Source organism: Proteus sp. FME41 (assembly GCF_014897315.1).
In the GTDB taxonomy this organism is placed as follows: domain Bacteria; phylum Pseudomonadota; class Gammaproteobacteria; order Enterobacterales; family Enterobacteriaceae; genus Proteus.
Map to the genome: position 1 here is coordinate 71,848 of NZ_JABUYL010000013.1, position 23,358 is coordinate 95,205.

The 23,358-nt window shown below is 39.8% G+C and carries 23 protein-coding genes; 17 read left to right on the plus strand and 6 right to left on the minus strand.

The genetic code is table 11. The features are described from left to right. Positions 1-2 precede the first annotated feature (2 nt). The 5 genes from nudB (at position 3) to ruvB (ending at position 3,615) form a co-directional block, all read left to right on the plus strand. Positions 3-437 (plus strand): dihydroneopterin triphosphate diphosphatase, encoded by a 435-nt coding sequence (nudB, locus tag INT04_RS13005; protein ID WP_193016536.1) that lies wholly within the window; start codon positions 3-5, stop codon positions 435-437. 28 nt (positions 438-465) lie between these two features. Continuing rightward, positions 466-1,221, plus strand: a complete 756-nt coding sequence (locus INT04_RS13010) for a YebC/PmpR family DNA-binding transcriptional regulator (protein ID WP_193016537.1) — start codon at positions 466-468, stop codon at positions 1,219-1,221. A 125-nt stretch (positions 1,222-1,346) separates the two neighbouring features. After that, positions 1,347-1,868, plus strand: coding sequence for a crossover junction endodeoxyribonuclease RuvC (gene ruvC, locus INT04_RS13015; protein WP_193016538.1), 522 nt, complete (start codon positions 1,347-1,349; stop codon positions 1,866-1,868). Between the two features lie 103 nt (positions 1,869-1,971). Continuing rightward, on the plus strand, positions 1,972-2,595 hold the full coding sequence (gene ruvA, locus INT04_RS13020) for a Holliday junction branch migration protein RuvA (protein WP_193016539.1): 624 nt from the start codon (positions 1,972-1,974) through the stop codon (positions 2,593-2,595). Positions 2,596-2,607: 12 nt separating this feature from the next. Continuing rightward, positions 2,608-3,615, plus strand: coding sequence for a Holliday junction branch migration DNA helicase RuvB (ruvB, locus tag INT04_RS13025; RefSeq protein WP_193016540.1), 1,008 nt, complete (start codon positions 2,608-2,610; stop codon positions 3,613-3,615). A gap of 98 nt (positions 3,616-3,713) precedes the next feature. Here ruvB and znuB read toward each other — a convergent pair whose 3' ends face one another. Together znuB and znuC are read right to left on the minus strand one after the other, a co-directional pair. Beyond that, on the minus strand, positions 3,714-4,499 hold the full coding sequence (gene znuB, locus INT04_RS13030; RefSeq protein WP_193016541.1) for a zinc ABC transporter permease subunit ZnuB: 786 nt from the start codon (positions 4,497-4,499) through the stop codon (positions 3,714-3,716). Beyond that, positions 4,492-5,217, minus strand: a complete 726-nt coding sequence (znuC, locus tag INT04_RS13035) for a zinc ABC transporter ATP-binding protein ZnuC (RefSeq protein ID WP_193016542.1) — start codon at positions 5,215-5,217, stop codon at positions 4,492-4,494. The genes znuB and znuC overlap by 8 nt, the downstream gene beginning before the upstream one ends. A gap of 74 nt (positions 5,218-5,291) precedes the next feature. Between znuC and znuA the strand changes: the two genes are divergently transcribed. The 3 genes from znuA to lpxM all read left to right on the plus strand — a co-directional run bounded on the left by znuA (position 5,292) and on the right by lpxM (position 8,654). Then, positions 5,292-6,236 carry a zinc ABC transporter substrate-binding protein ZnuA gene (znuA, locus tag INT04_RS13040; protein ID WP_193016543.1) on the plus strand — a complete coding sequence of 315 codons (945 nt, stop codon included), beginning with the start codon at positions 5,292-5,294 and terminating at the stop codon, positions 6,234-6,236. 12 nt (positions 6,237-6,248) lie between these two features. Continuing rightward, on the plus strand, positions 6,249-7,574 hold the full coding sequence (gene mepM, locus INT04_RS13045) for a murein DD-endopeptidase MepM (protein ID WP_193016544.1): 1,326 nt from the start codon (positions 6,249-6,251) through the stop codon (positions 7,572-7,574). A 105-nt stretch (positions 7,575-7,679) separates the two neighbouring features. Continuing rightward, the gene (gene lpxM / locus INT04_RS13050) at positions 7,680-8,654 is read left to right on the plus strand and encodes a lauroyl-Kdo(2)-lipid IV(A) myristoyltransferase (RefSeq protein ID WP_193016545.1); all 975 of its coding nucleotides are present in this window, start codon (positions 7,680-7,682) and stop codon (positions 8,652-8,654) included. 82 nt (positions 8,655-8,736) lie between these two features. Here lpxM and pyk read toward each other — a convergent pair whose 3' ends face one another. Continuing rightward, positions 8,737-10,179 carry a pyruvate kinase gene (pyk, locus tag INT04_RS13055; protein WP_193016546.1) on the minus strand — a complete coding sequence of 481 codons (1,443 nt, stop codon included), beginning with the start codon at positions 10,177-10,179 and terminating at the stop codon, positions 8,737-8,739. A gap of 231 nt (positions 10,180-10,410) precedes the next feature. Continuing rightward, a complete protein-coding gene (locus tag INT04_RS13060; protein ID WP_193016547.1) occupies positions 10,411-11,253 on the minus strand; it encodes a MurR/RpiR family transcriptional regulator in 843 nt (280 codons plus the stop codon). A gap of 351 nt (positions 11,254-11,604) precedes the next feature. On the opposite strand from INT04_RS13060, the gene zwf reads away from it, so the two are divergent. From zwf to INT04_RS13080, 4 genes are all read left to right on the plus strand, one after another. After that, positions 11,605-13,080, plus strand: a complete 1,476-nt coding sequence (zwf, locus tag INT04_RS13065) for a glucose-6-phosphate dehydrogenase (protein ID WP_193016548.1) — start codon at positions 11,605-11,607, stop codon at positions 13,078-13,080. A gap of 576 nt (positions 13,081-13,656) precedes the next feature. Continuing rightward, positions 13,657-14,097 carry a multidrug/spermidine efflux SMR transporter subunit MdtJ gene (gene mdtJ, locus INT04_RS13070; RefSeq protein ID WP_193016549.1) on the plus strand — a complete coding sequence of 147 codons (441 nt, stop codon included), beginning with the start codon at positions 13,657-13,659 and terminating at the stop codon, positions 14,095-14,097. Positions 14,098-14,099: 2 nt separating this feature from the next. Then, positions 14,100-14,432, plus strand: coding sequence for a multidrug/spermidine efflux SMR transporter subunit MdtI (gene mdtI, locus INT04_RS13075; RefSeq protein WP_193016550.1), 333 nt, complete (start codon positions 14,100-14,102; stop codon positions 14,430-14,432). A 251-nt stretch (positions 14,433-14,683) separates the two neighbouring features. Beyond that, a complete protein-coding gene (locus INT04_RS13080) occupies positions 14,684-15,661 on the plus strand; it encodes a lysozyme inhibitor LprI family protein (protein WP_193016551.1) in 978 nt (325 codons plus the stop codon). A 53-nt stretch (positions 15,662-15,714) separates the two neighbouring features. Here the strand turns inward: INT04_RS13080 and INT04_RS13085 are convergent, their stop codons facing one another. Then, the gene (locus INT04_RS13085; RefSeq protein ID WP_193016552.1) at positions 15,715-16,059 is read right to left on the minus strand and encodes a RidA family protein; all 345 of its coding nucleotides are present in this window, start codon (positions 16,057-16,059) and stop codon (positions 15,715-15,717) included. Between the two features lie 83 nt (positions 16,060-16,142). Between INT04_RS13085 and INT04_RS13090 the strand changes: the two genes are divergently transcribed. The 5 genes from INT04_RS13090 to rnd all read left to right on the plus strand — a co-directional run bounded on the left by INT04_RS13090 (position 16,143) and on the right by rnd (position 22,769). After that, entirely contained in the window at positions 16,143-18,086 is a 1,944-nt protein-coding gene (locus tag INT04_RS13090; RefSeq protein ID WP_193016553.1) for an ATP-dependent DNA helicase, read from the plus strand. A 98-nt stretch (positions 18,087-18,184) separates the two neighbouring features. After that, positions 18,185-18,880, plus strand: coding sequence for a tRNA (adenosine(37)-N6)-threonylcarbamoyltransferase complex dimerization subunit type 1 TsaB (gene tsaB / locus INT04_RS13095; protein ID WP_226894102.1), 696 nt, complete (start codon positions 18,185-18,187; stop codon positions 18,878-18,880). An 86-nt stretch (positions 18,881-18,966) separates the two neighbouring features. Further along, positions 18,967-19,563: a Slp family lipoprotein gene (locus INT04_RS13100; protein WP_193016555.1), complete on the plus strand. Its 597-nt coding sequence runs from the start codon at positions 18,967-18,969 to the stop codon at positions 19,561-19,563. A 300-nt stretch (positions 19,564-19,863) separates the two neighbouring features. Further along, positions 19,864-21,552, plus strand: a complete 1,689-nt coding sequence (gene fadD / locus INT04_RS13105) for a long-chain-fatty-acid--CoA ligase FadD (RefSeq protein WP_193016556.1) — start codon at positions 19,864-19,866, stop codon at positions 21,550-21,552. A 98-nt stretch (positions 21,553-21,650) separates the two neighbouring features. After that, positions 21,651-22,769, plus strand: a complete 1,119-nt coding sequence (gene rnd, locus INT04_RS13110; RefSeq protein ID WP_193016557.1) for a ribonuclease D — start codon at positions 21,651-21,653, stop codon at positions 22,767-22,769. Positions 22,770-23,087: 318 nt separating this feature from the next. Here rnd and minE read toward each other — a convergent pair whose 3' ends face one another. Then, positions 23,088-23,357, minus strand: a complete 270-nt coding sequence (gene minE / locus INT04_RS13115) for a cell division topological specificity factor MinE (RefSeq protein ID WP_193016558.1) — start codon at positions 23,355-23,357, stop codon at positions 23,088-23,090. Between the last annotated feature and the right edge of the window lies 1 nt (position 23,358).

Sequence of the window (23,358 nt, forward strand, 5' to 3'; positions counted from 1 at the left end):
TGATGAAATATAAGCGCCCGATATCCGTTTTAGTTGTTATTTATGCAAAGGAAACCAAACGGGTGCTTATGCTGAAGCGTCGAGATGATCCTGATTTCTGGCAATCAGTGACGGGCAGTATAGAAGAGGGGGAAACCCCTTTTCAAACCGCATTGCGCGAAGTGCAAGAAGAGATTGGAATTGATATCATAAAAGAAAGTCTTGAGCTGGTGGATTGTCATCGCTCAATTATTTTTGAGATTTTTGCACATTTTCGGCATCGTTATGCACCTGATGTGACACATTGTCAGGAACATTGGTTTACGTTAGCACTGCCCGCAGAGCGAGATATAGCGCTAACTGAACATTCACAATACCAATGGCTAGACGCGTCACAGGCGGCAAAATTAACAAAATCCGCCAGTAATCAGCAAGCAATTGAAGAATTTGTTATTTAATGATTAGACCACGTTTGGAGATATTTTCATGGCAGGTCATAGTAAATGGGCCAATACAAAACACCGTAAAGCAGCGCAAGATGCGAAACGCGGTAAAATTTTCACTAAAATCATCCGTGAATTAGTTACAGCAGCACGTTTAGGGGGGGGCGATCCTGCAACTAACCCACGTTTACGTGCGGCAATTGATAAAGCATTATCAAACAACATGACTCGAGACACCTTAAATCGTGCAATTGCACGCGGTGTGGGTAGTGATGAAAATGATAATATGGAAACTATCATCTATGAAGGCTATGGCCCAGCGGGTACGGCAGTGATGGTAGAGTGCTTAAGTGATAATCGTAACCGTACTGTTTCCGATGTTCGTCATGCATTTACCAAAACAGGGGGTAACTTAGGAACAGACGGTTCAGTTTCTTACCTGTTTACCAAAAAAGGCGTGATTTCTTACGCACCCGGTGTTGATGAAGATGCTGTTATGGAAGCTGCGTTAGAAGCAGGTGCTGATGACGTTGAAACTTATGATGACGGCGCTATCGATGTTTATACTACGCCAGAATCGTTTGGTGAAGTTAAAGATGCAATGGATGCTGCGGGTTTTGTGGCTGAATCAGCTGAAGTTTCGATGATCCCATCCACGAAAGCGGAACTTGATATTGAAACTGCACCAAAATTACTGCGTCTTATCGATATGTTAGAAGACAGTGATGATGTACAAGAAGTATATCACAACGGTGATATCTCGGATGAAGTTGCAAAACAACTGGAAGATATCCTGTAATCGTTCTAACGATTATCGAAAATAACAGTGTTCAATTCTGTTATTAGAAAGTGCGAAGAGAAGAGCAAAGCAGGGTTTATTGCTCTTTTCTCTCGCCATCGACCATATCGGCAACAGGAAATGATATGGCTATCATTTTAGGTATAGACCCAGGCTCGCGTGTTACAGGTTATGGCGTAATTCGACAGCAAGGGCGACAGCTTATCTATTTGGGAAGTGGGTGTATTCGTACACAGGTTCCTGACCTTCCTAATCGACTTAAACGTATTTATGCAGGTGTCAGCGAAATTATCACGCAATTTTCGCCGGATGTCTTTGCTGTTGAACAAGTCTTTATGGCTAAAAATGCCGACTCTGCCTTAAAGCTGGGGCAAGCGCGAGGTGTGGCAATATTAGCGGCAGTAAATAACGATTTGCCCGTTTTTGAATATGCGGCTCGGCAAGTCAAACAAACTGTTGTGGGTACAGGCGCCGCTGATAAAAGCCAAGTACAGCATATGGTGCGATCAATATTAAAATTATCAGCGGCACCTCAATCAGATGCTGCCGATGCGTTGGCGATTGCGATTACCCATTGCCACTTTAACCAAAATTTATTACGCGTGGGTGATCCTCGTCTCGTTTTAGCACGCGGTCGATTAAGATAGGTCTTTATCTTGCTCATTGTCTTTGGTTTTTCACAAGCTGGATATACGTCCAGCTTTTTTTATGTTATAAACTTGACGTAATTATTTTTGCGGAGGCGTTAAGGTGATAGGTCGTATCAGAGGAATTATTCTTGAAAAACAGCCACCAGTGGTGCTGATCGAAGCAGGTAATGGTGTTGGATATGAAATTAATATGCCAATGACCTGTTTTTATGAATTGCCTGATATTGGCCAAGAAGCCATTATCTACACGCAATTTATTGTACGAGAAGATGCACAGTTACTTTATGGTTTTAACCAAAAACAAGAACGCGCACTTTTTCGTGAACTAATTAAAGTGAATGGCGTAGGGCCTAAATTAGCATTGGCGATTTTATCAGGCATGTCAGCTCGCCAATTTGTTACCGCCATTGAAAACGAAGCTATTTCATCATTAGTCAAATTACCGGGTGTTGGTAAGAAAACAGCCGAGCGTTTAGTGGTTGAAATGAAAGACCGCTTTAAAGGACTCAATGGTGATTTATTCGATCAAAACAGTGATATTGAATTGCCTGCAAGTACATCACCTAAAGCACCAACTACCGCAGATATTGAAGCAGAAGCATCATCAGCATTAATTGCATTAGGGTATAAACCGCAAGAAGCGGCTAAAATGATCAGTAAAGTAGCTAAACCGGGTGCGGATAGTGAAACGCTGATTAAAGAAGCTTTGCGTGCGGCTATTTAGGGGTAATACATTGTGATTGAAGCAGATCGCCTGATTTCAGCAGAAATTCAACAACCTGAAGAAGAAATGATTGATAGGGCCATTCGGCCTAAATCTCTTGCCGACTATGTAGGGCAACCTCAAGTTCGTGAGCAAATGGAGATTTTTATTCAGGCAGCTAAATTACGTCATGATGCTTTAGACCATTTACTTATTTTTGGACCTCCTGGGTTAGGTAAAACAACACTGGCTAATATTATTGCCCATGAAATGGGCGTTAATTTGCGTACGACATCAGGCCCTGTATTAGAGAAAGCCGGTGATTTAGCCGCAATGCTGACTAATCTTGAACCTCATGACGTGTTGTTTATTGATGAAATTCACCGTCTTTCCCCTGTTGTTGAAGAAATTCTTTACCCTGCCATGGAAGATTATCAACTTGATATCATGATTGGTGAAGGGCCTGCAGCACGCTCTATTAAAATTGATTTGCCACCTTTTACACTTGTTGGTGCAACCACAAGAGCCGGTTCATTGACATCCCCTTTACGTGATCGCTTTGGTATTGTTCAGCGCCTTGAATTTTATAATGTTGACGATCTACAACATATTGTTTCGCGTAGCGCCAACTTTATGGGGCTTGATATGACCACTGAAGGTGCTCGTCAAATTGCGATGCGATCACGAGGTACACCTCGTATTACTAACCGATTATTGCGCCGTGTACGAGACTTTGCTCAAGTGAAAGGGAATGGCGCTATTGATGAAGACACTGCATCTAAGGCTCTTGATATGTTGAATGTTGATGCGGCAGGTTTTGATTATTTAGACCGCAAATTACTCTTTGCAATTATTGATAAATTTATGGGTGGCCCTGTAGGGCTTGATAATCTTGCCGCAGCGATCGGCGAAGAACGTGAAACCATTGAAGATGTATTAGAGCCTTATCTTATTCAACAAGGGTTTATTCAACGTACGCCAAGAGGCCGTATTGCAACGAGCCATGCCTATCGTCATTTTAATCGTATCGTAAAAGATTAAGCCTACGTTCTATAATTTATAATAAACAGATAAAAATAACCCTTGATGGCGTAATCACCTCAAGGGTTATTTTTGTATTAAGGCGTAATTTACCCAAATTATTGTTTAGCAGGAGCAAATAGACTCAAGATAAATAAACAGCTAGCCGCCAATACAACTGAAGGGCCAGCTGGGGTATCGTAAAGTGCTGAGAAGGTTAATCCCCCTGTAATTGCAAACATACCAACCACAATTGCAATAATCGCCATTTGTTCAGGTGAGCGGGCAAAGCGGCGAGCTGTCGCTGCGGGAATAATTAGCAGAGAAGTAATAATCAACGCGCCCACAAATTTCATTGCTAACCCAATGGTTAATGCGGTGATCATCATTAATTTCAAGCGTTCACGTTGAATATTAACACCATCAACAAAAGCCATATCTTGATTAATAGTCATAGAAAGCAATGGACGCCATGAACGAATAATTACAAATAAGACAATGACGACGCCAATAAAAATACTGATAACATCTTGGTAGTTAACCGAAAGTAAGTCACCAAATAAATATGCCATAAGATCAACGCGAACATTGGACATTAAACTGACAACGACAAGCCCTAAAGAAAGGGCGCTGTGTGCCATGATCCCTAATAGGGTATCAACAGACAGTTGTGGTTTTAGTTCTAACCATACTAATAAAATGGCTAACAGCAGGGTGACAATGATAACAGCATAGAAAGGTTCGATATTAAAGAGCAACCCGAAAGCTACCCCAAGTAATGAGGCATGCGCTAATGTATCGCCAAAATAAGACATACGACGCCAAACGACAAAAGAACCTAAAGGGCCTGCCGCTGTTGCTAAGAGCATACCCGCAATCCAGCCTGGTAATAGCAACTCAATCATGACGGCACTCCTTACTGTGTTGATGATGATGACGATAAATACCGAGTTGCTCAGCACCACGACTACCAAACATAGCAATAAATTCCGGATGAGAAGAAACTACATCAGGCGTACCGGAACAGCAAATATGACCATTTAAACAGAGGACTTCATCTGTTTTTGCCATCACCAAATGAAGATCATGGGAAACCATTAAAATGGCACAGCCTAACTCATGGCGAAGTTGATTAATTAAATCATAAAGAGCAAGTTGACCATTGACATCAACACCTTGAGTTGGTTCATCTAACACTAAAAGTTGAGGGCGATTAAGTAATGCCCTTGCTAACAATACACGTTGAGATTCACCGCCAGAAAGTTTCTGCATAGGCTGATGAATTAATTTAGCCGCATTTACTCGCTCTAAGGCAGGAAGAATATCTTTATCTTGCACACCCGGTTTTAGTGTCATAAAGCGTTTAACTGTTAATGGCATTGTGGGATCGAGATAAAGCTTTTGGGGTACATAGCCAACCCGTAGCCCGTGTTGACGTTCTACTTTTCCTGAGGTTGGATTTAATAAACCAAGCACCAAACGGATAACCGTAGATTTACCTGCACCATTGGGGCCAAGTAAGGTGAGAATACGGCCTGCATTTAAATCAAAAGAGATATCTTTTAAAATTTCTCTTTGACCAAAAGAAACACAAACCGATTTTAAACAAATCAAGTCAGACATAAAATTAGCACTTGCAGAATCATTGAAACGTTATAATATAACATTTCCAATGATGATTCACGAGAATTCTTCCAATGTTACATAAAAACAACAAATTTGCGCATCGTTTTTTATTGAAATCATTTTTAGCGACAGCGATGATAACCACATTCAGTGCTTCAGTTCAGGCAGATGTGGTCGCTTCTATTCGGCCTATTGGTTTTATCGCAGCGGCTATTGCAGATGGAGTGACACCAACAGACGTTTTATTGCCAGATGGCGCTTCTCCACATGATTATGCGTTAAAACCCTCTGATTTGAAAAAGATCACCTCTGCCGATCTGATGGTATGGGTCGGGCCTGATATGGAAGTGTTTTTAGATAGGCCATTAAACAGACTTACTGACAATCATAAGTTGGCTTTAGCGGAAACTGACGAAATAAAGTCACTTTTATTAAAAGAGGGGGATGACAATGTGTATAAATATGAGGAAAATCACGAACATCATTCTCACGGTGATTATAATATGCACATCTGGTTATCACCAGAGATTGCGTTGTCGTCTGCAAAACTGATCCATGAAAGGTTAATTGCACTTTATCCAGATAAAAAAGCACTTCTGGACGTAAACCTAAGTAAATTCAGCGAACAACTCAAGCAAACTGATAAGAATCTTGTTAATATTCTGTCGCCTGCTAGAAGTAAGGGTTATTTTGTCTTTCATGATGCTTATGGCTACTTCGAAAACCATTATAATTTAAAGCCATTAGGTCACTTTACGATCAATCCTGAAATACAACCAGGCGCACAGAAATTACATCAAATACGAACACAGTTGGTTGAGCAAAAAGCAACCTGCATTTTTGCTGAGCCACAATTTAGGCCGACGGTAATAGAGACAGTGGCGAAAGGCACTGGGGTTAAAATGGGTGTATTAGACCCCCTAGGAAGTGGGATTGCTCTAACTCAAGAGAGCTATGTGAAATTCCTTACTCAACTAGCTAACCAATATGCGAGCTGCCTGAATGAAACACAATAAGGAATTAAGAACGTGCAGCAGAAGAAATCCATTGCACAGGTATACTTAAGTTTACCACTCCCACATAAAATTATGCTTGGTTCGTTAACTGCAGCAACATTGGCCGTCGCAATTTGGCGGCCTGTGGTACTTCAAAATGAGCAAGGCCGTGAAGTTCCTGTCAGTATTCAAATGCCACTCGTTAATCAAGGTGAAAATACGGATGACATTATCACTGACAGTAGCGATCAACTGACTACTGAAGGCTTGGTCGATGCTGATGATGGCACTGATACGAGCACTGCAGTTGCACAAGTTCCTCATACTTATATTGTTTCTAGTGGTGATTCATTAAGTTCAATACTGACTCAGTTTGGTATCGATTCTGCTGATATTGCAACTATCTCTAATCAAAATAAAGATCTCAGAAACCTAAAAATAGGGCAACCTATTAGCTGGGAACTTGATGATAATGGGTTATTGCAAGAATTAAGTTGGGGTGTTTCTCGCCGTGAAACCCGCGTTTATACCCGCACAGAAACAGGTTTTAAAGAATCAAAAGAATTCCAAAAAGGGGAATGGAAAAACAGTGTGACCACAGGTGTTATTCGTGGCAGTTTTTCTGTTAGTGCAACAAATGCTGGATTAACCAATTCTGAAGCACGCGCAGTTACCAAAGCATTACAATGGCAAGTTGATTTTAAAAAATTACAAAGCGGTGATCAATTTGCAGCACTGTTTTCTCGTGAAGTGCTTGATGGTCGTACCGAACAAAGTGAGTTAATCGGTGTGCGCTTACGTAGCGCGGGCAAAGATTACTATGCTTTCCTTGCTGAGGATGGTCGTTTCTATGACAGCCAAGCTGGGGGATTAGAGCGCGGTTTTATGCGTTTTCCAACGGTAAAACAGTTTAGAGTTTCATCTCAATTTAACCCCCGTCGTATTAACCCTGTTACAGGACGTTTAGCTGCTCATAAAGGTGTCGATTTTGCCATGCCAGTAGGGACTCCAGTATTAGCAACAGGGGATGGCGAAGTGATTGTGGCAAAATACAGTGGCGCGGCTGGTAACTTTATCGCGATTCGCCATGGTAGCCAATACACCACACGCTATATGCATTTACGTCAGTTATTGGTAAAGCCAGGGCAACGTGTTAAACGTGGTGACAGAATAGCCTTATCAGGCAATACAGGACGTTCTACAGGGCCTCATTTACACTATGAGATGTGGATCAACCAACAAGCTGTTAATCCATTAACGGCAACATTACCTCGTGCTGACGGTTTAACAGGCAAAGATAAGCAAGAATACTTAGCTAAAGTCAAAGAAATCAAGCCTCAATTAGTGCTAGCCGATTGACAGTAAACACGAATTTAAAGACATAAAAGCGGATGATTGATATCATCCGCTTTTGTTTTAACGTTTTTTACGCCTATTAGGGGTGTCAGTTCAGAGAGTTATCTGATGAATAAAGAAAAAGATACAGATAGCAAAGCGGGTTATGTGCCCACTTTCCACCGTGCGTATTTGCATCCTCGTCACTGGGGAACATGGTTAGGTGCAGGTGTTTTAAGTGCATTGGCTTATATGCCAGTCAAATGGCGTGATCCATTTCTTGCTTCTATTGGTCGTTTTGTTGGGCGTAAAGCGAAAAGCGCAAGACGTCGTGCAGATATCAACTTAAGATACTGTTTCCCTCAGTGGGATAAAACACAACGTGAAAGTGTACTTGATGGCATGTTTGAAATTGCACCCCAATCTTTTGCCATGTTAGCTGAACTTTGCTTAAGAGGGCCTGACCGCATATTAAAACGGACAAACTGGCAGGGCTTAGAGATTATTGAACGTTTTAAAGAACAAGGCCGTAATGTCATTTTTATGGTGCCCCATGGTTGGGCTGTTGATATTCCTGCAATGCTATTAGCAGCAAAAGGCCAGCAAATGGCGGCCATGTTCCATCACCAAAAAGATCCTGTTGCTGATTATTTATGGAATAAAGCACGACATCATTTTGATGGACGATTGCATTCACGCGAAGCAGGCATTAAGCCATTTATTTCTTCTGTACGACAAGGCTTTTGGGGATATTATTTACCCGATCAAGATCACGGTGCTGAGCATAGCCAATTTGTCGATTTTTTTGGCACCTATAAAGCGACATTACCTGCCATTGGGCGTTTAATGAAAGTATGCCGAGCGGCTATTGTGCCTTTATTTCCAGTGTATTGTCATAAAACACATCAATTGACTATTATTATTCGTGAGCCAATGGATGATATTGAAGGTAAAGATGATGCTTACATTGCACGCAGAATGAATGAAGAGCTAGAAGCGTTAGTCACGCCAACGCCAGAACAATATACGTGGATCTTAAAATTATTGAAAACACGTAAAGAGGGTGAAATAGAGCCTTACGCGCGTGAGAATATCTTGGATTAGTCAGCGATAAATTGATAAGCCGATATAAAAAACGGGCACTTAATTAAGTGCCCGTTTTGCTATTAACATTTACAAAAATAGCTTATTCAACAGTCAGAATACGACAGGTGTTGGTACTGCCTACTGTGCCCATTTGGTCACCTTGAGTCACTAACACTAAATCACCAGACACTAAGAAACCTTTATCACGTAAACGCCCAATCGCTTCATTAGCGGCTGCGATGCCATCCGTGTGAGTGCTGCAAAAAACAGGTGTCACACCACGGTAAAGTGCAGTTTGGTTGAGTGTTTTCTCATGACGAGACATAGAGAAAATAGGTAAACCCGTGCTAATGCGAGACATCATGCGTGCTGTACGCCCTGATTCTGTCATAGCGATAATCGCATTAACACCTTTCATATGGTTGGCTGCATACATGGTGGACATTGCAATAGCTTCTTCCACAGTATCAAACACCATATCTAAGCGGTGTTTAGAGATATTGGCGGCTGGCATTTTCTCAGCGCCTAAACAGACTTGAGCCATTGAAGCAACTGTTTCAGCTGGATACTGGCCTGCTGCGGTTTCTGCTGAAAGCATAACGGCATCCGTACCATCTAATACGGCGTTAGCTACGTCCATAACCTCTGCACGTGTTGGCATTGGGTTTGTTATCATTGACTCCATCATTTGAGTTGCAGTGATAACGACACGATTAAGCTGGCGAGCACGGCGAATAAGTTTTTTCTGGACACCAACAAGCTCTGGATCACCAATTTCAACGCCTAAGTCACCACGAGCGACCATCACGACATCAGAAGCAAGAATGATTTCATCGATAATTTCATCATTAGCAACCGCTTCGGCACGCTCGACTTTAGATACGATTTGACATTCACAGCCCGCATCGCGTGCTAAACGGCGAGCAAGGTTTAGATCTTCACCTGTTCTTGGGAATGAGACCGCTAGATAATCAACGCCAATTTTTGCTGCTGTAATAATATCTTGCTTATCTTTTTCGGTTAACGCATCAGCAGAGAGACCTCCGCCTAATTTATTAATACCTTTATTATTGGATAAAGGGCCACCCACAGTGACTTCAGTAAAAACTTTTAGTCCGTCAACTTTGAGTACTTTTAATTGAACGCGACCATCATCAAGCAGTAAAATATCACCCGGAACAACATCGGCAGGCAAACCTTTATAATCAATACCGACTTGAGTTTGATTACCTTCGCCTTTTTCTAAATTGGCATCAAGTAAGAATTTATCACCGACATTTAGGAAAACTTTTCCGTCTTTAAACGTAGAAACACGGATTTTAGGGCCTTGTAAATCCCCAAGAATAGCAACATGGCGACCAAGTTTTGCTGCAATTTCACGCGTACGATTAGCGCGAGCAAGATGATCTTCCGCAGAACCATGAGAGAAATTTAATCGAACAACGTTTGCGCCAGCAATAATAATTTTTTCTAAGTTATTATCACGATCTGTTGCTGGGCCTAAGGTGGTAACAATTTTTGTTCTTCTGAGCCGTCTGGACATGTATTACTCCGTTGACCTTGAACGAAAGGTGTTGGCTATTGGATAAAATAGGGAAAAGGCAATATTTTATCCAATATGTTAAGTGAAACGCTTCAAGCTAATTGTAACATACACTACTGTTTTCATTATATGCGAGAGTTAGCTCGCAGATATGCTACCATTTTTCAAAAAGTTATCTAGTCAAGGGCACAATAGGAAGTGTGACAATACTAACAGAATAATTAAAAACGATTACTTATCAAACCGTGAATCACGTAATGCTTCTTTGACGCGCTTCAAGTTATCTCTGAATTTAGGACCTCGGCGTAAAATAAATCCTGTCGCAAGAACATCAATGACGGTGAGTTGTGCAAGGCGGGAAATCATCGGCATGTAAATATCAGTATCTTCGGGGACGTCGAGTAAGATTGATAAGGTCGCTTCAGATGCTAACAACGAACCCGGAGTTGTTATCGCAATAACCGCAGCATCATTTTCGCGTGCGATTTTAGCTATTTCGACTAAATTTTTAGTACGCCCAGTATGTGAGATAATCACCACTACATCACCATCTGTACTATTGATACAACTCATTCTTTGCATCACTACATCATCAAAATAAGTCACCGGAATATTAAAACGAGAAAACTTATTCATGGCATCGTGAGCCACTGCAGCAGATGCACCTAAGCCGAAGAAAGAGATTTTTTTTGCTTGTGTTAAAATATCAACCGCGCGATTAATGACAGCGATATCAATATTATTTTTAGCATTTTCTAATCCTGCCATGGCGGATTCAAAAATTTTATTGGTATAAGAAGAAACAGTATCAGAATCATCGATATTACGATTTACATAAGGTGTGCCATTGGCAATGCTTTGTGCTAATTGTAATTTAAAATCAGGAAATCCTTTTGTTGCCATACGACGGCAAAAACGATTAACAGTGGGTTCGCTGACATCAGCTGTTTTCGCCATCAAGGCAATACTAGAGTGGATAACAGTTTGTGGTGCAGTTAAAACAGCCTCTGCCACTTTTTTTTCTGATTTACTCAAGATGTCCAGATTAGACTGAACCCTTTCCAATATATTCATCAAATATACAGATCCTTGGCTTTGCCAATTTCAATAAAAGGAGAAATCTATAACGGTTTTATGAAAATATACTACGCATAGAACAAGGCTTGCAGTGTAAACCATCGGTAAACAGGGCTTTTTTCGTTAAAGTATGACGTGTGTCTAACTTTCAAAGCTGAAAACAAGAAACAAAACTGTTGTAAAGTTACAAGAAAGAATAAAACACTAGACATAAAATGAAGCATTACAATATGTGTGATAAGTTAGAGACTAAAATGTGCGAGCGTATTTACTGAATACACCCAAAAGAGTACATTAACACAAAATTCTGTAACAAAATTACAAAATCTCATCATGAGGAGACGTACTATGGCAGCGATATCGACTGCTCAGGCCTGTGATCTGGTTATCTTCGGCACGAAAGGGGATCTCGCGCGCCGTAAGCTTATTCCATCATTATATCAATTGGAAAAAGCAGGGTATATTCACCCTGACTCTCGTATTATTGGCGTTGGTCGTGCCGACTGGGATGCTGAGGCCTATAAAAATGTTGCCCATGAAGCGCTACAAACCTTTTTAAAAGAAGAAATCAATCCTGAAATTTGGCAGCGTTTAAGTGATCGCTTAGATTTTTGTAATCTTGATGTTAATGAAACAGACCATTTCATTGAGCTATCAAAGCACCTAAAACAAGACAAATTACCCGCTATTTATTACTTTGCAATGCCACCAAGTACCTTTAGTGCTATGTGCAAGGGCTTAGGTCATGCAAAATTAAATAAAGAACCTAACCGTGTCGTGATGGAAAAACCATTAGGCACAGATTTAGCATCTTCAGTTTCTATTAATGATAGTGTGGCGAAATACTTTAAAGAGAGTCAAATTTATCGTATCGACCACTATTTAGGCAAAGAAACAGTTTTAAATTTATTAGCATTGCGTTTTGCTAACTCCCTATTTGTTAACAATTGGGACAATAAAACGATTGATCATGTCCAAATTACCGTTGCTGAAGAAGTCGGTATTGAAGGACGTTGGGGATATTTTGATCAAGCAGGGCAAATGCGCGATATGGTGCAAAATCACCTGTTACAAATTTTGACCATGATTGCGATGTCGCCACCGGCTGATTTGACTGCTGACAGTATTCGCCAAGAGAAAGTGAAAGTATTACGTTCATTGCGCCGTATTGATAATACGAATATTCGTGAGAAAACGGTTCGTGGGCAATATACAGGTGGTTTTGTACAAGGTAAAAAAGTACCGGGTTATCTTGATGAAGAGGGTGCCAATAAAGCCAGTCATACAGAAACCTTTGTAGCCATCCGCGCTGATATTGATAACTGGCGTTGGGCTGGCGTTCCGTTCTATTTAAGAACAGGTAAGCGTCTACCAAGCAAATGTTCTGAAGTCGTCGTTTATTTTAAAAAACCAGCATTAAATATCTTTAGTGAGACATATCAAGAGTTGCCACAAAATAAGCTGACGATCCGTTTACAGCCAGATGAAGGCATTGATATCGAAGTACTGAATAAAGCACCAGGTCTTGATCATAAACATCGTTTACAAACGACAAAGCTGGACTTAAGTTTCTCTGAAACATTCAATCAAACACATTTAGCGGATGCTTACGAACGTTTATTGTTAGAAGCTATGCGTGGTATTCAAGCCTTGTTCGTACGTCGCGATGAAGTAGAAGAGGCATGGAAATGGGTTGATTCAATTATCAATGCATGGGAATGTGATAATGAATTACCTAAACCATATCAAGCAGGCACATGGGGCCCAGTAGCTTCTGTTGCTATGATCACTCGCGATGGTCGTTCTTGGAATGAAATTGAATAATTAATGTCGATTATTTATTCTCATGAGAAAACACCCAGTTATGCTGGGTGTTTTTGTCTCAACTAAATATCTTTAAGCATAATTACAGCAATTTAGATGAATAAAACTACTGAAGTATCGTAAAACTACTGATTAACTATGCAATCTGATTTTAGTTAGAAACTAAAACTTAAACAAAACCAATCAATTAACTAAAAAATTTTTCTTCAAAAGCATTGCTTTAAATAATTTGGCGTGATAGAAATATCATGTAATATTTAACCATCTTATATGAGGATTCGGAGTATATCGTGCGGATGGTCTGTGCGATGAAAGAATAAACAATCATGACTAGCGCCAAAAGCGTCAAAGTTAAACGTTCTACCTATAAGTTATTCCTCTCTGCTATTTTATCCAGCGAACACTACTGGTGTGGCGCATTATAGAAATCTCTCACCTTAATTCCTGACGCAATCAGGAAATGACGTTGCCTTAACGTTCGGCTTTTATTGCCGCCAGAAAGACTATCTACCTCTTCTCTATCTTCTGCGCAAGAAACGTTTTGGCGTATTTCGAATGTGTATGAGAGATGAAAAAATGATTTATTGGATATTTTTAGCATTAGCTATTGTTTGTGAAGTTATCGGTACTTTATCGATGAAGTACGCCAGTGTAAGTGGTGGTTACACCGGTATGATAGTGATGTGGTTTATGATTGCCACTTCCTATATCTTTTTAGCCATTGCCGTTAAAAAAGTGGCATTAGGTGTAGCATATGCACTGTGGGAAGGTATTGGAATTGTCATTATTACGACATTTAGTGTTCTGTGGTTTGGTGAATCACTTTCACCATTAAAATTAGGTGGTCTAGCGATGTTAATTGCTGGGATCACGCTCATCAAATCAGGGACTAAAAAATCGGCAGTTGCGAAGAAAACAACCGAGTCGGTGAAAAGTATTGCAGGTAAAGCCAAGCACGTTGCGAGTGCCGTAAAAGGAGCGAATAAGCCAATTCCTGCCAATATCAAGGAGGCTTAATTATGTTAGCTCAATTTGAATGGTGGCATGGTGCGTTTCTAATACTGGCGGTTGTGCTTGAAATCGTAGCGAATATATTCTTAAAAATGTCTAACGGCTTTAGCCGAATGAAATTAGGAATATTATCACTAGTTTGTGTGTTAGGTGCCTTTAGTGCGCTGGCAATGGCAGTCAAAGGGATAGAGCTTTCAGTTGCTTATGCACTTTGGGGAGCATTCGGTATTATTGCAACTATCGCCGCCGGTTGGATTTTATTTAATCAGAGACTCAATTATAAAGGATGGGGTGGAATTATATTATTACTGGTTGGTATGGTAATGATTAAATTTGCCTAAATCTACTTAATGTAATGAATAAGTAAAGCAATAAGATTAATATCACAGTAAAATTAGAAAACAACAAAGGGCCGAGTTTTTCTGAACTCAGCCCTTTGTTTTATACTTAAGATATTATTGTTCTATTTTTTGAGTCAAAATTGTGTTTCTGATATCAGTTAAATAAAGTGAAATTAAATATATTTAATATAAAATATATTTAACTATTTTTTCTTTAAAATATGATTGCTTGAGATTATCGGAAAATGACAATGAAACTGAAATATATCGCTTTATGCTTACCTTTATTATTAACAGCGTGTGGTGAAAAAACGGAACCTATTGGCTGTTCTTCAGATGTAACACAAATTTCCCTTATTGAGGCATTGAAAAAAACAACATTAGAAGAAATCTCTCGCCAGACAAGTCATTATTCTGATGTCACAAATCAATTAAAACGGACAACATTAGAAGAAATTAGTTTTAATGTGTCTGAAATAATGACTAAAGCGAATGACCCTAATAGTACGATGAAATCATGTTCTGCAATGGTGTCAATGACCATACCTGCCAATAATTATGAAACATTACATGATTATTATCGTACTGAATTCAATAGTAATCTTGATAAAACCCTTGAAACCTTATCATTAGAGCAAAATGCGAATACTTTCTCTGCGAGAATAGATTATAGTGCTCAACCAACCGATGATAATAAAACAGTATTTGTCAATATTGCCTCAAAAAATAGTATTTCAAATGGTGCTGCGTTTGTTTCTACGTTATCTATAGTCAAACCGATTAAAGAACAACAAAGAATATTGCAACAACAGCAAGAACAAGAGTTACAAAAGAAACAAGAAGAACTTCGCCAACAGCAAGAATTAAATCGTCAAAAACAATTATTAGATCAACAAGCAGAACAAGAATCACAACGTCAGCAGGCGTTAGAACAACAAGAAGTTCGTCGTCAAAGACAAGCCTTGCAACAAGAAGAGCAAGAAATACCACAACTTTCACTTTCTCAAGCAAAACAAGATTTTCTTTCTGCAGATGCTGAATTAAATAATAGATGGCAAAGTTTAAGTAGTGAACAAAGAAAAGCTTTATTATTAGGTCAACGCCAGTGGATAAAAAATAAAGATCTTATTTGTGGGAAAGTGACGTCTCAAGGTAGTGATGCTGAATTGGCAAAGATATATAATTGTCATGCGGAAACAATAAAAAATAGAATTCCTGATTTGAAATAAATTTCATAAATAAAAATTTAGCACCTAAAGTATAGGTGCTAAATAAAGCTTATTTACATTGCCGCAATAATTTTAATTTCAACTTTATATTCAGGGTGCATTAATTGTGCTTGTACAGTACAACGAACAGGGGCGCTGCCTTTAGCAACCCAAGCATCCCATGCTTTATTCATGCCCTCAAAATCGGCTTTATCTGCTAAAAAAAGTGTAGCATCAAGAATTTTCGTTTTATCAGAACCCACTCGTTGTAATAAAACATCAATTGCCGCTAATGTATCTGCTGTTTGTTCAATAATATCGCCTGATAAATTTTCGGGTACTGCAGTGTAATAGATAGTGTCATTATGAATAACAGCTTCAGACCAGCGATCTTCAGGGTCGATACGTTTAATTGTCATTGAGTTCTCCTTTGTATTAACGGCATAGGTGGTACTTTTAGTTATCCACTGGCATAATTTACGTCTTATTTTATAAAAAGAGTATGCCTGTGTCAGACGATTTTGCAGAAAACGGGATTTTAACCCGAACGATCCCTGGATTTCATCCCCGTGAAGCTCAACGACAAATGGCGAAATCAATAACGGATATTATTGACAAGCAGGGCGTACTTATCGCGGAAGCAGGAACGGGAACAGGGAAAACCTATGCCTATCTTGTACCCGCGTTGCGTTCAGGTAAAAAAACCATTATCTCAACAGGCTCTAAAGCCTTACAAGATCAATTATATAGCCGTGATCTCCCCACGATTATTGAAGCGATTAATTATGAAGGTAACACAGCCTTATTGAAAGGGCGTTCTAACTATCTCTGCTTGGAACGACTTGATCAACAAATGCTTAGCGGTGGTGATCTTGACGCTGAAGTCTTATCTGATGTGATGTACGTGCGTCAATGGTCAACACAAACCGAAGATGGTGATGTTAGCCGCTGTCATAGTGTTGCTGAAGATAGCCGAGTTTGGCCTTTAGTGACGAGCACTAACGATAACTGTTTAGGCAGTGATTGTCCTCGTTATAAAGAGTGTTATGTTTTAAGTGCACGTAAAAAGGCAATGGATGCGGATATTGTTGTTGTGAATCACCATTTATTTATGGCGGATACCGTTGTTAAAGACACGGGCTTTGGTGAGTTAATCCCTGAAGCAGAAATCATGATCTTTGATGAGGCTCACCAAATTCCTGATATTGCCAGTCATTACTTTGGTCAGCAACTGACCAGTAGGCAGCTTTTTGATCTTGCAAGAGATATGACGATTGCTTATCGCACAGAAGTAAGAGATCAAGTTCAGTTACAAAAAAGTGCTGATAGATTAATGCAAATGGTGATGGATTTTCGCCTAGTGCTAGGTGAAACAGGCTATCGAGGAAACTTACGTGAGCTATTGCAAGGTGGCGAAACAAAACGTTTTCTTACGTTACTGGATGATGCCTTAGAATTGAGTTATGACGTAATGAAACTCTCATTAGGGCGAAGCCAATTACTTGATAGTGCTTTTGAACGTGCTACCGTTTATCGCAATCGCTTAAAACGCCTAATTGATACTACAATACCTGGCTATAGTTATTGGTTTGAAAGCTATGGTCGTCATTTTTTATTAGCCATTACACCTCTCTCTGTTGCTGATAAATTTCGTGAATTGATTAAAGCACATAAAAGTAGTTGGGTATTTACTTCAGCAACACTCTCTGTGAATGAGAAAATGTCTTATTACACAGATAGGCTGGGTTTAGAGAATGCTACAACACTGATTTTAAACAGTCCGTTTGATTATCAACATCAAACGTTATTATGTGTACCTCGTTATCTCCCCCCGTTAAATCAATCCTATACTGCGAAGCGTCTCGCTGAAATGCTAACGCCAGTCATTCTAAAAAATAAAGGTCGCTGTTTCTTTCTTTGTACCTCGCATGCCATGATGCGCGGGCTTGCTGAAGAATTTAAAGCCAGTTTGCCGTTACCTGTATTAATGCAAGGTGAAATGAGTAAAACACAGTTACTGCAAAAATTTGTCTCATCTGGTAATGCACTTTTAGTTGCTACGCAAAGTTTTTGGGAAGGGGTCGATGTGCGTGGTGACGCACTGTCTTGTGTGATTATTGATAAGTTGCCGTTTACTGCCCCTGATGATCCATTACTAAGAGCACGTATCGAAGATTGTGAATTACGAGGTGGAGATGCTTTTCGAGATGTACAAATTCCGGATGCCGTTATTAGTCTAAAACAGGGTGTCGGACGATTAATCCGTGATGTACAGGATTACGGTGCGATTATAGTTTGTGATGATAGATTGGTTTCTCGCGCTTACGGCGAAGTTTTTTTAAGTAGTTTACCGCCGTCACCACGTACTCGTTCACTTGAAAAAACAATGAAATTTTTGAGCCAACGCGCACCGCATGATGAAACACAAGAAATATCTGCGTCATAATAGCGATCGCACAGAATGTGTGTTTATTCTGTTGAACACTATTATGATATTATTCTTTCTCTTTTAATTATCGAATTTGCCGGAGTTATGGCGTGTCACTGCGAATTTTAGCAATTGATACTGCAACAGAATCTTGTTCAGTTGCAGTTTGGAATGAAGGTGTTGTTGCTTCACGTTTTGAAATCTCACCTCGTGAACATACACAAAAGATTTTACCTATGGTTAAAAATGCTTTACAGGAAGCAAATTTAACATTGCAATCATTAGATGCAATTGCGTTTGGGCGAGGACCTGGCAGTTTTACTGGGGTTCGTATTGGCGTAGGTATTGCACAAGGTATTGCGCTAGGTGCTGAATTACCTATGATAGGAATTTCATCACTTGCCACTATGGCCGAAGGCGTATTGAGAACAACGGGTATTAAACAGGTTCTTGTTGCAATAGATGCGCGTATGGGCGAAATTTATTGTGCACAATATCAGTGCGACGATGCAGGTGTATGGTCTGGTGAAGAAACGGAAGCCGTAATGAAACCAGAACAATTTGTAGACGTATTGCAATCAACCTCTGGGACTTGGGCAATTGCAGGTACAGGCTGGCAAGCCTACCCTGATTTAAAAGAAACGTTACCTTGTACGATTGTTGACACTGAAATTACGTTACCTGCAGCACAAGATATGTTACCCCTTGCCGTTACCGCTTGGCGTGAGGGCAAAGCAACAAAAGTTGAAGAGGCTGAACCGGTCTATTTACGTAATGAAGTCACGTGGAAAAAATTACCTGGGCGTGAATAGAGTGTGAGTATCTATTAGAATCCGAAGAGTGAGGCTATAATAGCACTATAGAGTAACGTCAATAATGACTTGCAATGAGGTGGTTTATGAACAGACAATTAAACTATCGTTTGGTAAGCAAAGCGCTATTTTTGTCTGGTGCGTTGCTTCTAGCCGGATGCGTCTCTATACCTGAGTCAATAAAAGGCACATCAGCTACACCCGTCACTGATCTAAATGGTGTTTTTGTGGCCCCAGAGCTTTATGTCGGTCAAGAAGGACGTTTTGGCGGACGTGTGATTGATGTTAAAAACCTTCAATCATCCACACAGCTAGAAATTGCGGTTATGCCTCTTTCTCAATACGATGCAGCACCTGAGTTACAGCAACCTTCTGTCGGTCGCCTCTATGCTAATGTCACGCATTTTTTAGATCCTACAGATTATAAAAATCAGTATGTAACCGTGGTCGGAACGATTAAAGGCGTCGAAAACGGCAAGGTAGGTGAAGCTAACTATCCATTTTTACGCATGGATGTAACAGGGATGAAACGCTGGACATTGACACAACAAGTTATTATGCCAGCACCTGTTATGACATGGGGTTACTATGGTGATGGTCCATATTGGGGTTATCATCATGGGTATGGTGGTTACGGTGGGTATCCTTACGGAACAGGTCAGGTTGTACCCATTTTAGAATAAAAAATGGGGTTTTGATTTAATGACGTTATAATATTTTATCTCCATTTGTTTGAATCGGTGTATAATTAAAACCTATAATATATTAGGTAACTATCTAATAGAGTTATTAAAGTTGAATAAAAATTAAGAGAGGGCGGTTTTTACCGCCTTCTTTTTTGTTAGCCTAAAAATAAAATATTTAGTGACACACTTCGCATCTTCACAACAGAAAATTGTTTGTGCTGGTAGGATGAGTTAATACTTTGTTAAAAATGAAACATAATATTAACCCGAGAAGTGCGATTAATCAGGAGTACTACTTTGGAAAAAGTCTGGCTTAAACGTTATCCGGCAGATGTTCCGGCTGAAATTGACCCGGACCGTTTTGCATCCCTTGCTGAGATGCTTGAAAACGCTGTCGCAAATTACGCAGATCAACCCGCCTTTATCAATATGGGCGAGGTCATGACTTATCGCAAACTTGAAGAGCGCAGCCGTGCTTTCGCCGCTTACTTGCAAAATGGTTTAGGGTTAAAAAAAGGCGATCGTGTTGCCTTAATGATGCCTAATTTATTGCAATATCCTATTGCGCTTTTCGGTATTCTTCGCGCAGGTATGGTTGTGATAAATGTGAACCCACTTTATACACCAAGAGAGCTCGAACATCAGCTAAATGACAGTGGCGCAAGTGCTATTGTTATTGTCTCTAACTTTGCGCATACACTCGAAAAAATCGTCTTTAATACCAGCATTAAACACGTTATTTTAACCCGAATGGGTGATCAGCTATCACGCCCAAAAGCAACCTTAGTTGATTTTGTTGTGAAGTATATCAAACGATTAGTGCCTAAATATAATTTGCCTGATGCTATTTCATTTCGTCGAGCAATGCATTTTGGTTATCGGATGCAATATATCAAACCGGAGATCACTGGGGGCGATTTAGCATTCTTACAATATACTGGGGGTACAACAGGAATTGCTAAGGGGGCTATGTTAACGCATCGTAATATGTTGGCAAATCTTGAACAAGCCAAAGCCGCTTATGTGCCCGCCTTAAATGTAGGTAAAGAGCTGGTGGTAACTGCATTACCGCTGTATCACGTTTTTGCTTTAACCGTTAACTGTCTGTTGTTTATTGAAGTCGGGGGTAAAAACCTACTGATCACTAACCCTCGTGATGTTAAAGGTACGATTAAGGAATTATCACGTTACCCTGTCACGGCAATTACAGGTGTGAATACCTTATTCAATGCATGGCTACAAAATCCAGAGTTTCGCCAGCTTGATTTTTCTAAACTTAATCTTTCTGTCGGCGGCGGTATGCCTGTACAACGCAGCGTAGCTGAAGAGTGGGAAGCATTAACCGGCAAACATTTGTTAGAAGGTTATGGGCTAACAGAATGTTCTCCTCTGGTCACTGGAAATCCGTATAATCTAAAAAAATACAGTGGCAGTATTGGATTACCCGTACCTTCAACGGACGTCAAGTTTATGGATGATGAAGGTAATGAGGTTGACCGTACTGTAGGCGGCGAAATGTGGGTTCGTGGACCTCAGGTCATGAAGGGGTATTGGAACCGTCCTGATGCAACTGATGAGGTTTTACATGATGGTTGGGTTGCGACGGGTGATATTGCGACAATGGATGACGAAGGCTTTATTCGTATCATTGATCGTAAAAAAGATATGATTTTAGTGTCAGGTTTTAACGTCTATCCCAATGAGGTTGAAGAGGTCGTTACAGCACACCCTAAAGTTTTAGAATCCGCGGCAATTGGTGTACCGAGTAAAAATTCAGGTGAGACAGTTAAAATTTTTATCGTGAAAAAAGATCCTTCATTGACAGAAGATGAAGTGAAAACTCACTGCCGTCGCTATTTAACAGGTTATAAAGTTCCCAAGATTATTGAGTTTCGTGATGAGTTGCCAAAGTCAAATGTGGGTAAAATTTTACGCAGAGAGTTAAGAAATGAAGAAAAACAGTTGAAAACATCAACTGAATCTTGATACAACACTCAATAACCTTTTTCAATTTCGCCGGTTTACACCGGCGTTTTTGTGATTACACAAAAAGTCATTAGACATAAAAACAAGAGAAACCTGTTTTGAATTATCAATTGATTACGACAGACACTGCATTAGATATCGCCTGTAAAGCCGCATCACTGGCTTCACAAATCGCCTTAGATACAGAGTTTGTCCGCATACGCACCTATTACCCACATCTTGGTTTAATCCAGATGTATGATGGTCAACAGATCTCTCTTATTGATCCGCTTGCAATCACTGATTGGACTCCTTTTGTTGAGTTATTAATGAACCCAAATATCATGAAATATCTCCATGCGGGGAGTGAAGATATTGAAGTGTTCTCACATCAATTTGGTTGTGTCCCAACACCAATGATAGACACTCAAGTTGTTGCCGCCTTTTTGGGATATCCTATTTCTTGTGGTTTCGCAACATTAGTTGAGATATATGAAAATATCGCATTAGATAAAAGTGAATCTCGAACAGATTGGTTAGCGCGCCCATTAACTGAAAGACAGTGTCAATATGCCAGTGGTGATGTTTTCTATTTACTTCCATTAGCTAAAAAATTAATTACAGAAGCCGAAGATGCTGGTTATATGGATGCGATTGCTGATGAATGCGAAATGATTGCAGAACGTCGCCAAGAGACAGTTATACCTGAGCTTGCTTACCGTGAAATTAGTAATGCTTGGCAATTAAAAGGCCAACATTTAGCCTGTTTACAAATGCTTGCACAATGGCGCTTAAATCAAGCTAAAGCCCGTGATATGGCATTAAACTTTGTTGTAAGAGAAGAGCATTTATGGGCTGTTGCACGTTATCTTCCTTCTTCATTAGCCGAATTAGATGCCTTGTCGCTATCGGGACAAGAAATTCGTTGTCATGGACGCCGCTTACTCGATTTTGTTGCTAAAGCTAAAGAAGTAAAAGATGAAGATTGTCCTAAGCCGATTAGCAATATAATTGAACAACCTAATTATAAAAAAGCGTTTAAAGCCATCAAAACGGTTATTCAAGAAATCAGTGAAGGTCAGCGTTATAATCCTGAACTATTAGCCTCAAGAAGACAAATTAATCAGCTACTGAGTATTCACTGGAAAATAAAGGAAGGGCAACCCGAACTTATTTCACGCTGGCGTAAAGCATTATTAGAAGAAAAAGTGACTGAAATCTTGGCTGAATATCCTTAGTTTTATTAATTATCTAATACCCGAAATTAAATAGGAGTCTCTTTAGAGGCTCTTTTTTTACACGCAAAAAAATCGCCTATAAAAAATAGGTGAGATTAGAAAGGGGATGAAATAGATTAAGGGTAAAAATAAACGTTATTACAGAATAAAAGAGCTCCTTTGACTTATCACCAATGATTAAAATAGCAACGAGATATAGCGCTATTTGCGCATTCAGGTCTTTCGTATTTGTATATAATTAAACACAGAGCCAATCAAATTAGTTATAGTTCATGGCTGGCTCTGTGAATAATGACTGATATAAAGTGTCAATGTGATTTACTTTGTCGGTTCTTCGTTTTCAGGTAAAGTCACATTGAGTTCTAATACAGAGATATCGTCCCCTTTTTGTTCAAATTGAACAGAAAGCATCTCTGGATCTATCTGTACATATTTACAGATAACAGCTAATAAATCTCTTTTCATATCAGGTAAATAAGCAGGCTCACTATCACCACGGCGACGTTCTGCTACGATAATTTGTAGACGCTCCTTGGCAATATTAGCTGTCGATTTTTTACGCGACAGGAAAAAATCTAGTAAAGCCATC

What these genes read in the sequence shown, in the direction of transcription:
- znuA (WP_193016543.1), top strand. Translation starts at nt 5,292, where the DNA reads ATGTTACATAAAAACAACAAATTTGCGCATCGTTTTTTATTGAAATCA.
- INT04_RS13100 (WP_193016555.1), top strand. Translation starts at nt 18,967, where the DNA reads ATGAACAGACAATTAAACTATCGTTTGGTAAGCAAAGCGCTATTTTTG.
- lpxM (WP_193016545.1), top strand. Translation starts at nt 7,680, where the DNA reads ATGAATAAAGAAAAAGATACAGATAGCAAAGCGGGTTATGTGCCCACT.
- mdtJ (WP_193016549.1), top strand. Translation starts at nt 13,657, where the DNA reads ATGATTTATTGGATATTTTTAGCATTAGCTATTGTTTGTGAAGTTATC.
- minE (WP_193016558.1), bottom strand. Translation starts at nt 23,357, where the DNA reads ATGGCTTTACTAGATTTTTTCCTGTCGCGTAAAAAATCGACAGCTAAT.
- pyk (WP_193016546.1), bottom strand. Translation starts at nt 10,179, where the DNA reads ATGTCCAGACGGCTCAGAAGAACAAAAATTGTTACCACCTTAGGCCCA.
- INT04_RS13090 (WP_193016553.1), top strand. Translation starts at nt 16,143, where the DNA reads ATGCCTGTGTCAGACGATTTTGCAGAAAACGGGATTTTAACCCGAACG.
- INT04_RS13080 (WP_193016551.1), top strand. Translation starts at nt 14,684, where the DNA reads ATGAAACTGAAATATATCGCTTTATGCTTACCTTTATTATTAACAGCG.
- INT04_RS13085 (WP_193016552.1), bottom strand. Translation starts at nt 16,059, where the DNA reads ATGACAATTAAACGTATCGACCCTGAAGATCGCTGGTCTGAAGCTGTT.
- INT04_RS13010 (WP_193016537.1), top strand. Translation starts at nt 466, where the DNA reads ATGGCAGGTCATAGTAAATGGGCCAATACAAAACACCGTAAAGCAGCG.
- znuC (WP_193016542.1), bottom strand. Translation starts at nt 5,217, where the DNA reads ATGTCTGACTTGATTTGTTTAAAATCGGTTTGTGTTTCTTTTGGTCAA.
- zwf (WP_193016548.1), top strand. Translation starts at nt 11,605, where the DNA reads ATGGCAGCGATATCGACTGCTCAGGCCTGTGATCTGGTTATCTTCGGC.
- mdtI (WP_193016550.1), top strand. Translation starts at nt 14,100, where the DNA reads ATGTTAGCTCAATTTGAATGGTGGCATGGTGCGTTTCTAATACTGGCG.
- nudB (WP_193016536.1), top strand. Translation starts at nt 3, where the DNA reads ATGAAATATAAGCGCCCGATATCCGTTTTAGTTGTTATTTATGCAAAG.
- INT04_RS13060 (WP_193016547.1), bottom strand. Translation starts at nt 11,253, where the DNA reads ATGAATATATTGGAAAGGGTTCAGTCTAATCTGGACATCTTGAGTAAA.
- znuB (WP_193016541.1), bottom strand. Translation starts at nt 4,499, where the DNA reads ATGATTGAGTTGCTATTACCAGGCTGGATTGCGGGTATGCTCTTAGCA.
- ruvC (WP_193016538.1), top strand. Translation starts at nt 1,347, where the DNA reads ATGGCTATCATTTTAGGTATAGACCCAGGCTCGCGTGTTACAGGTTAT.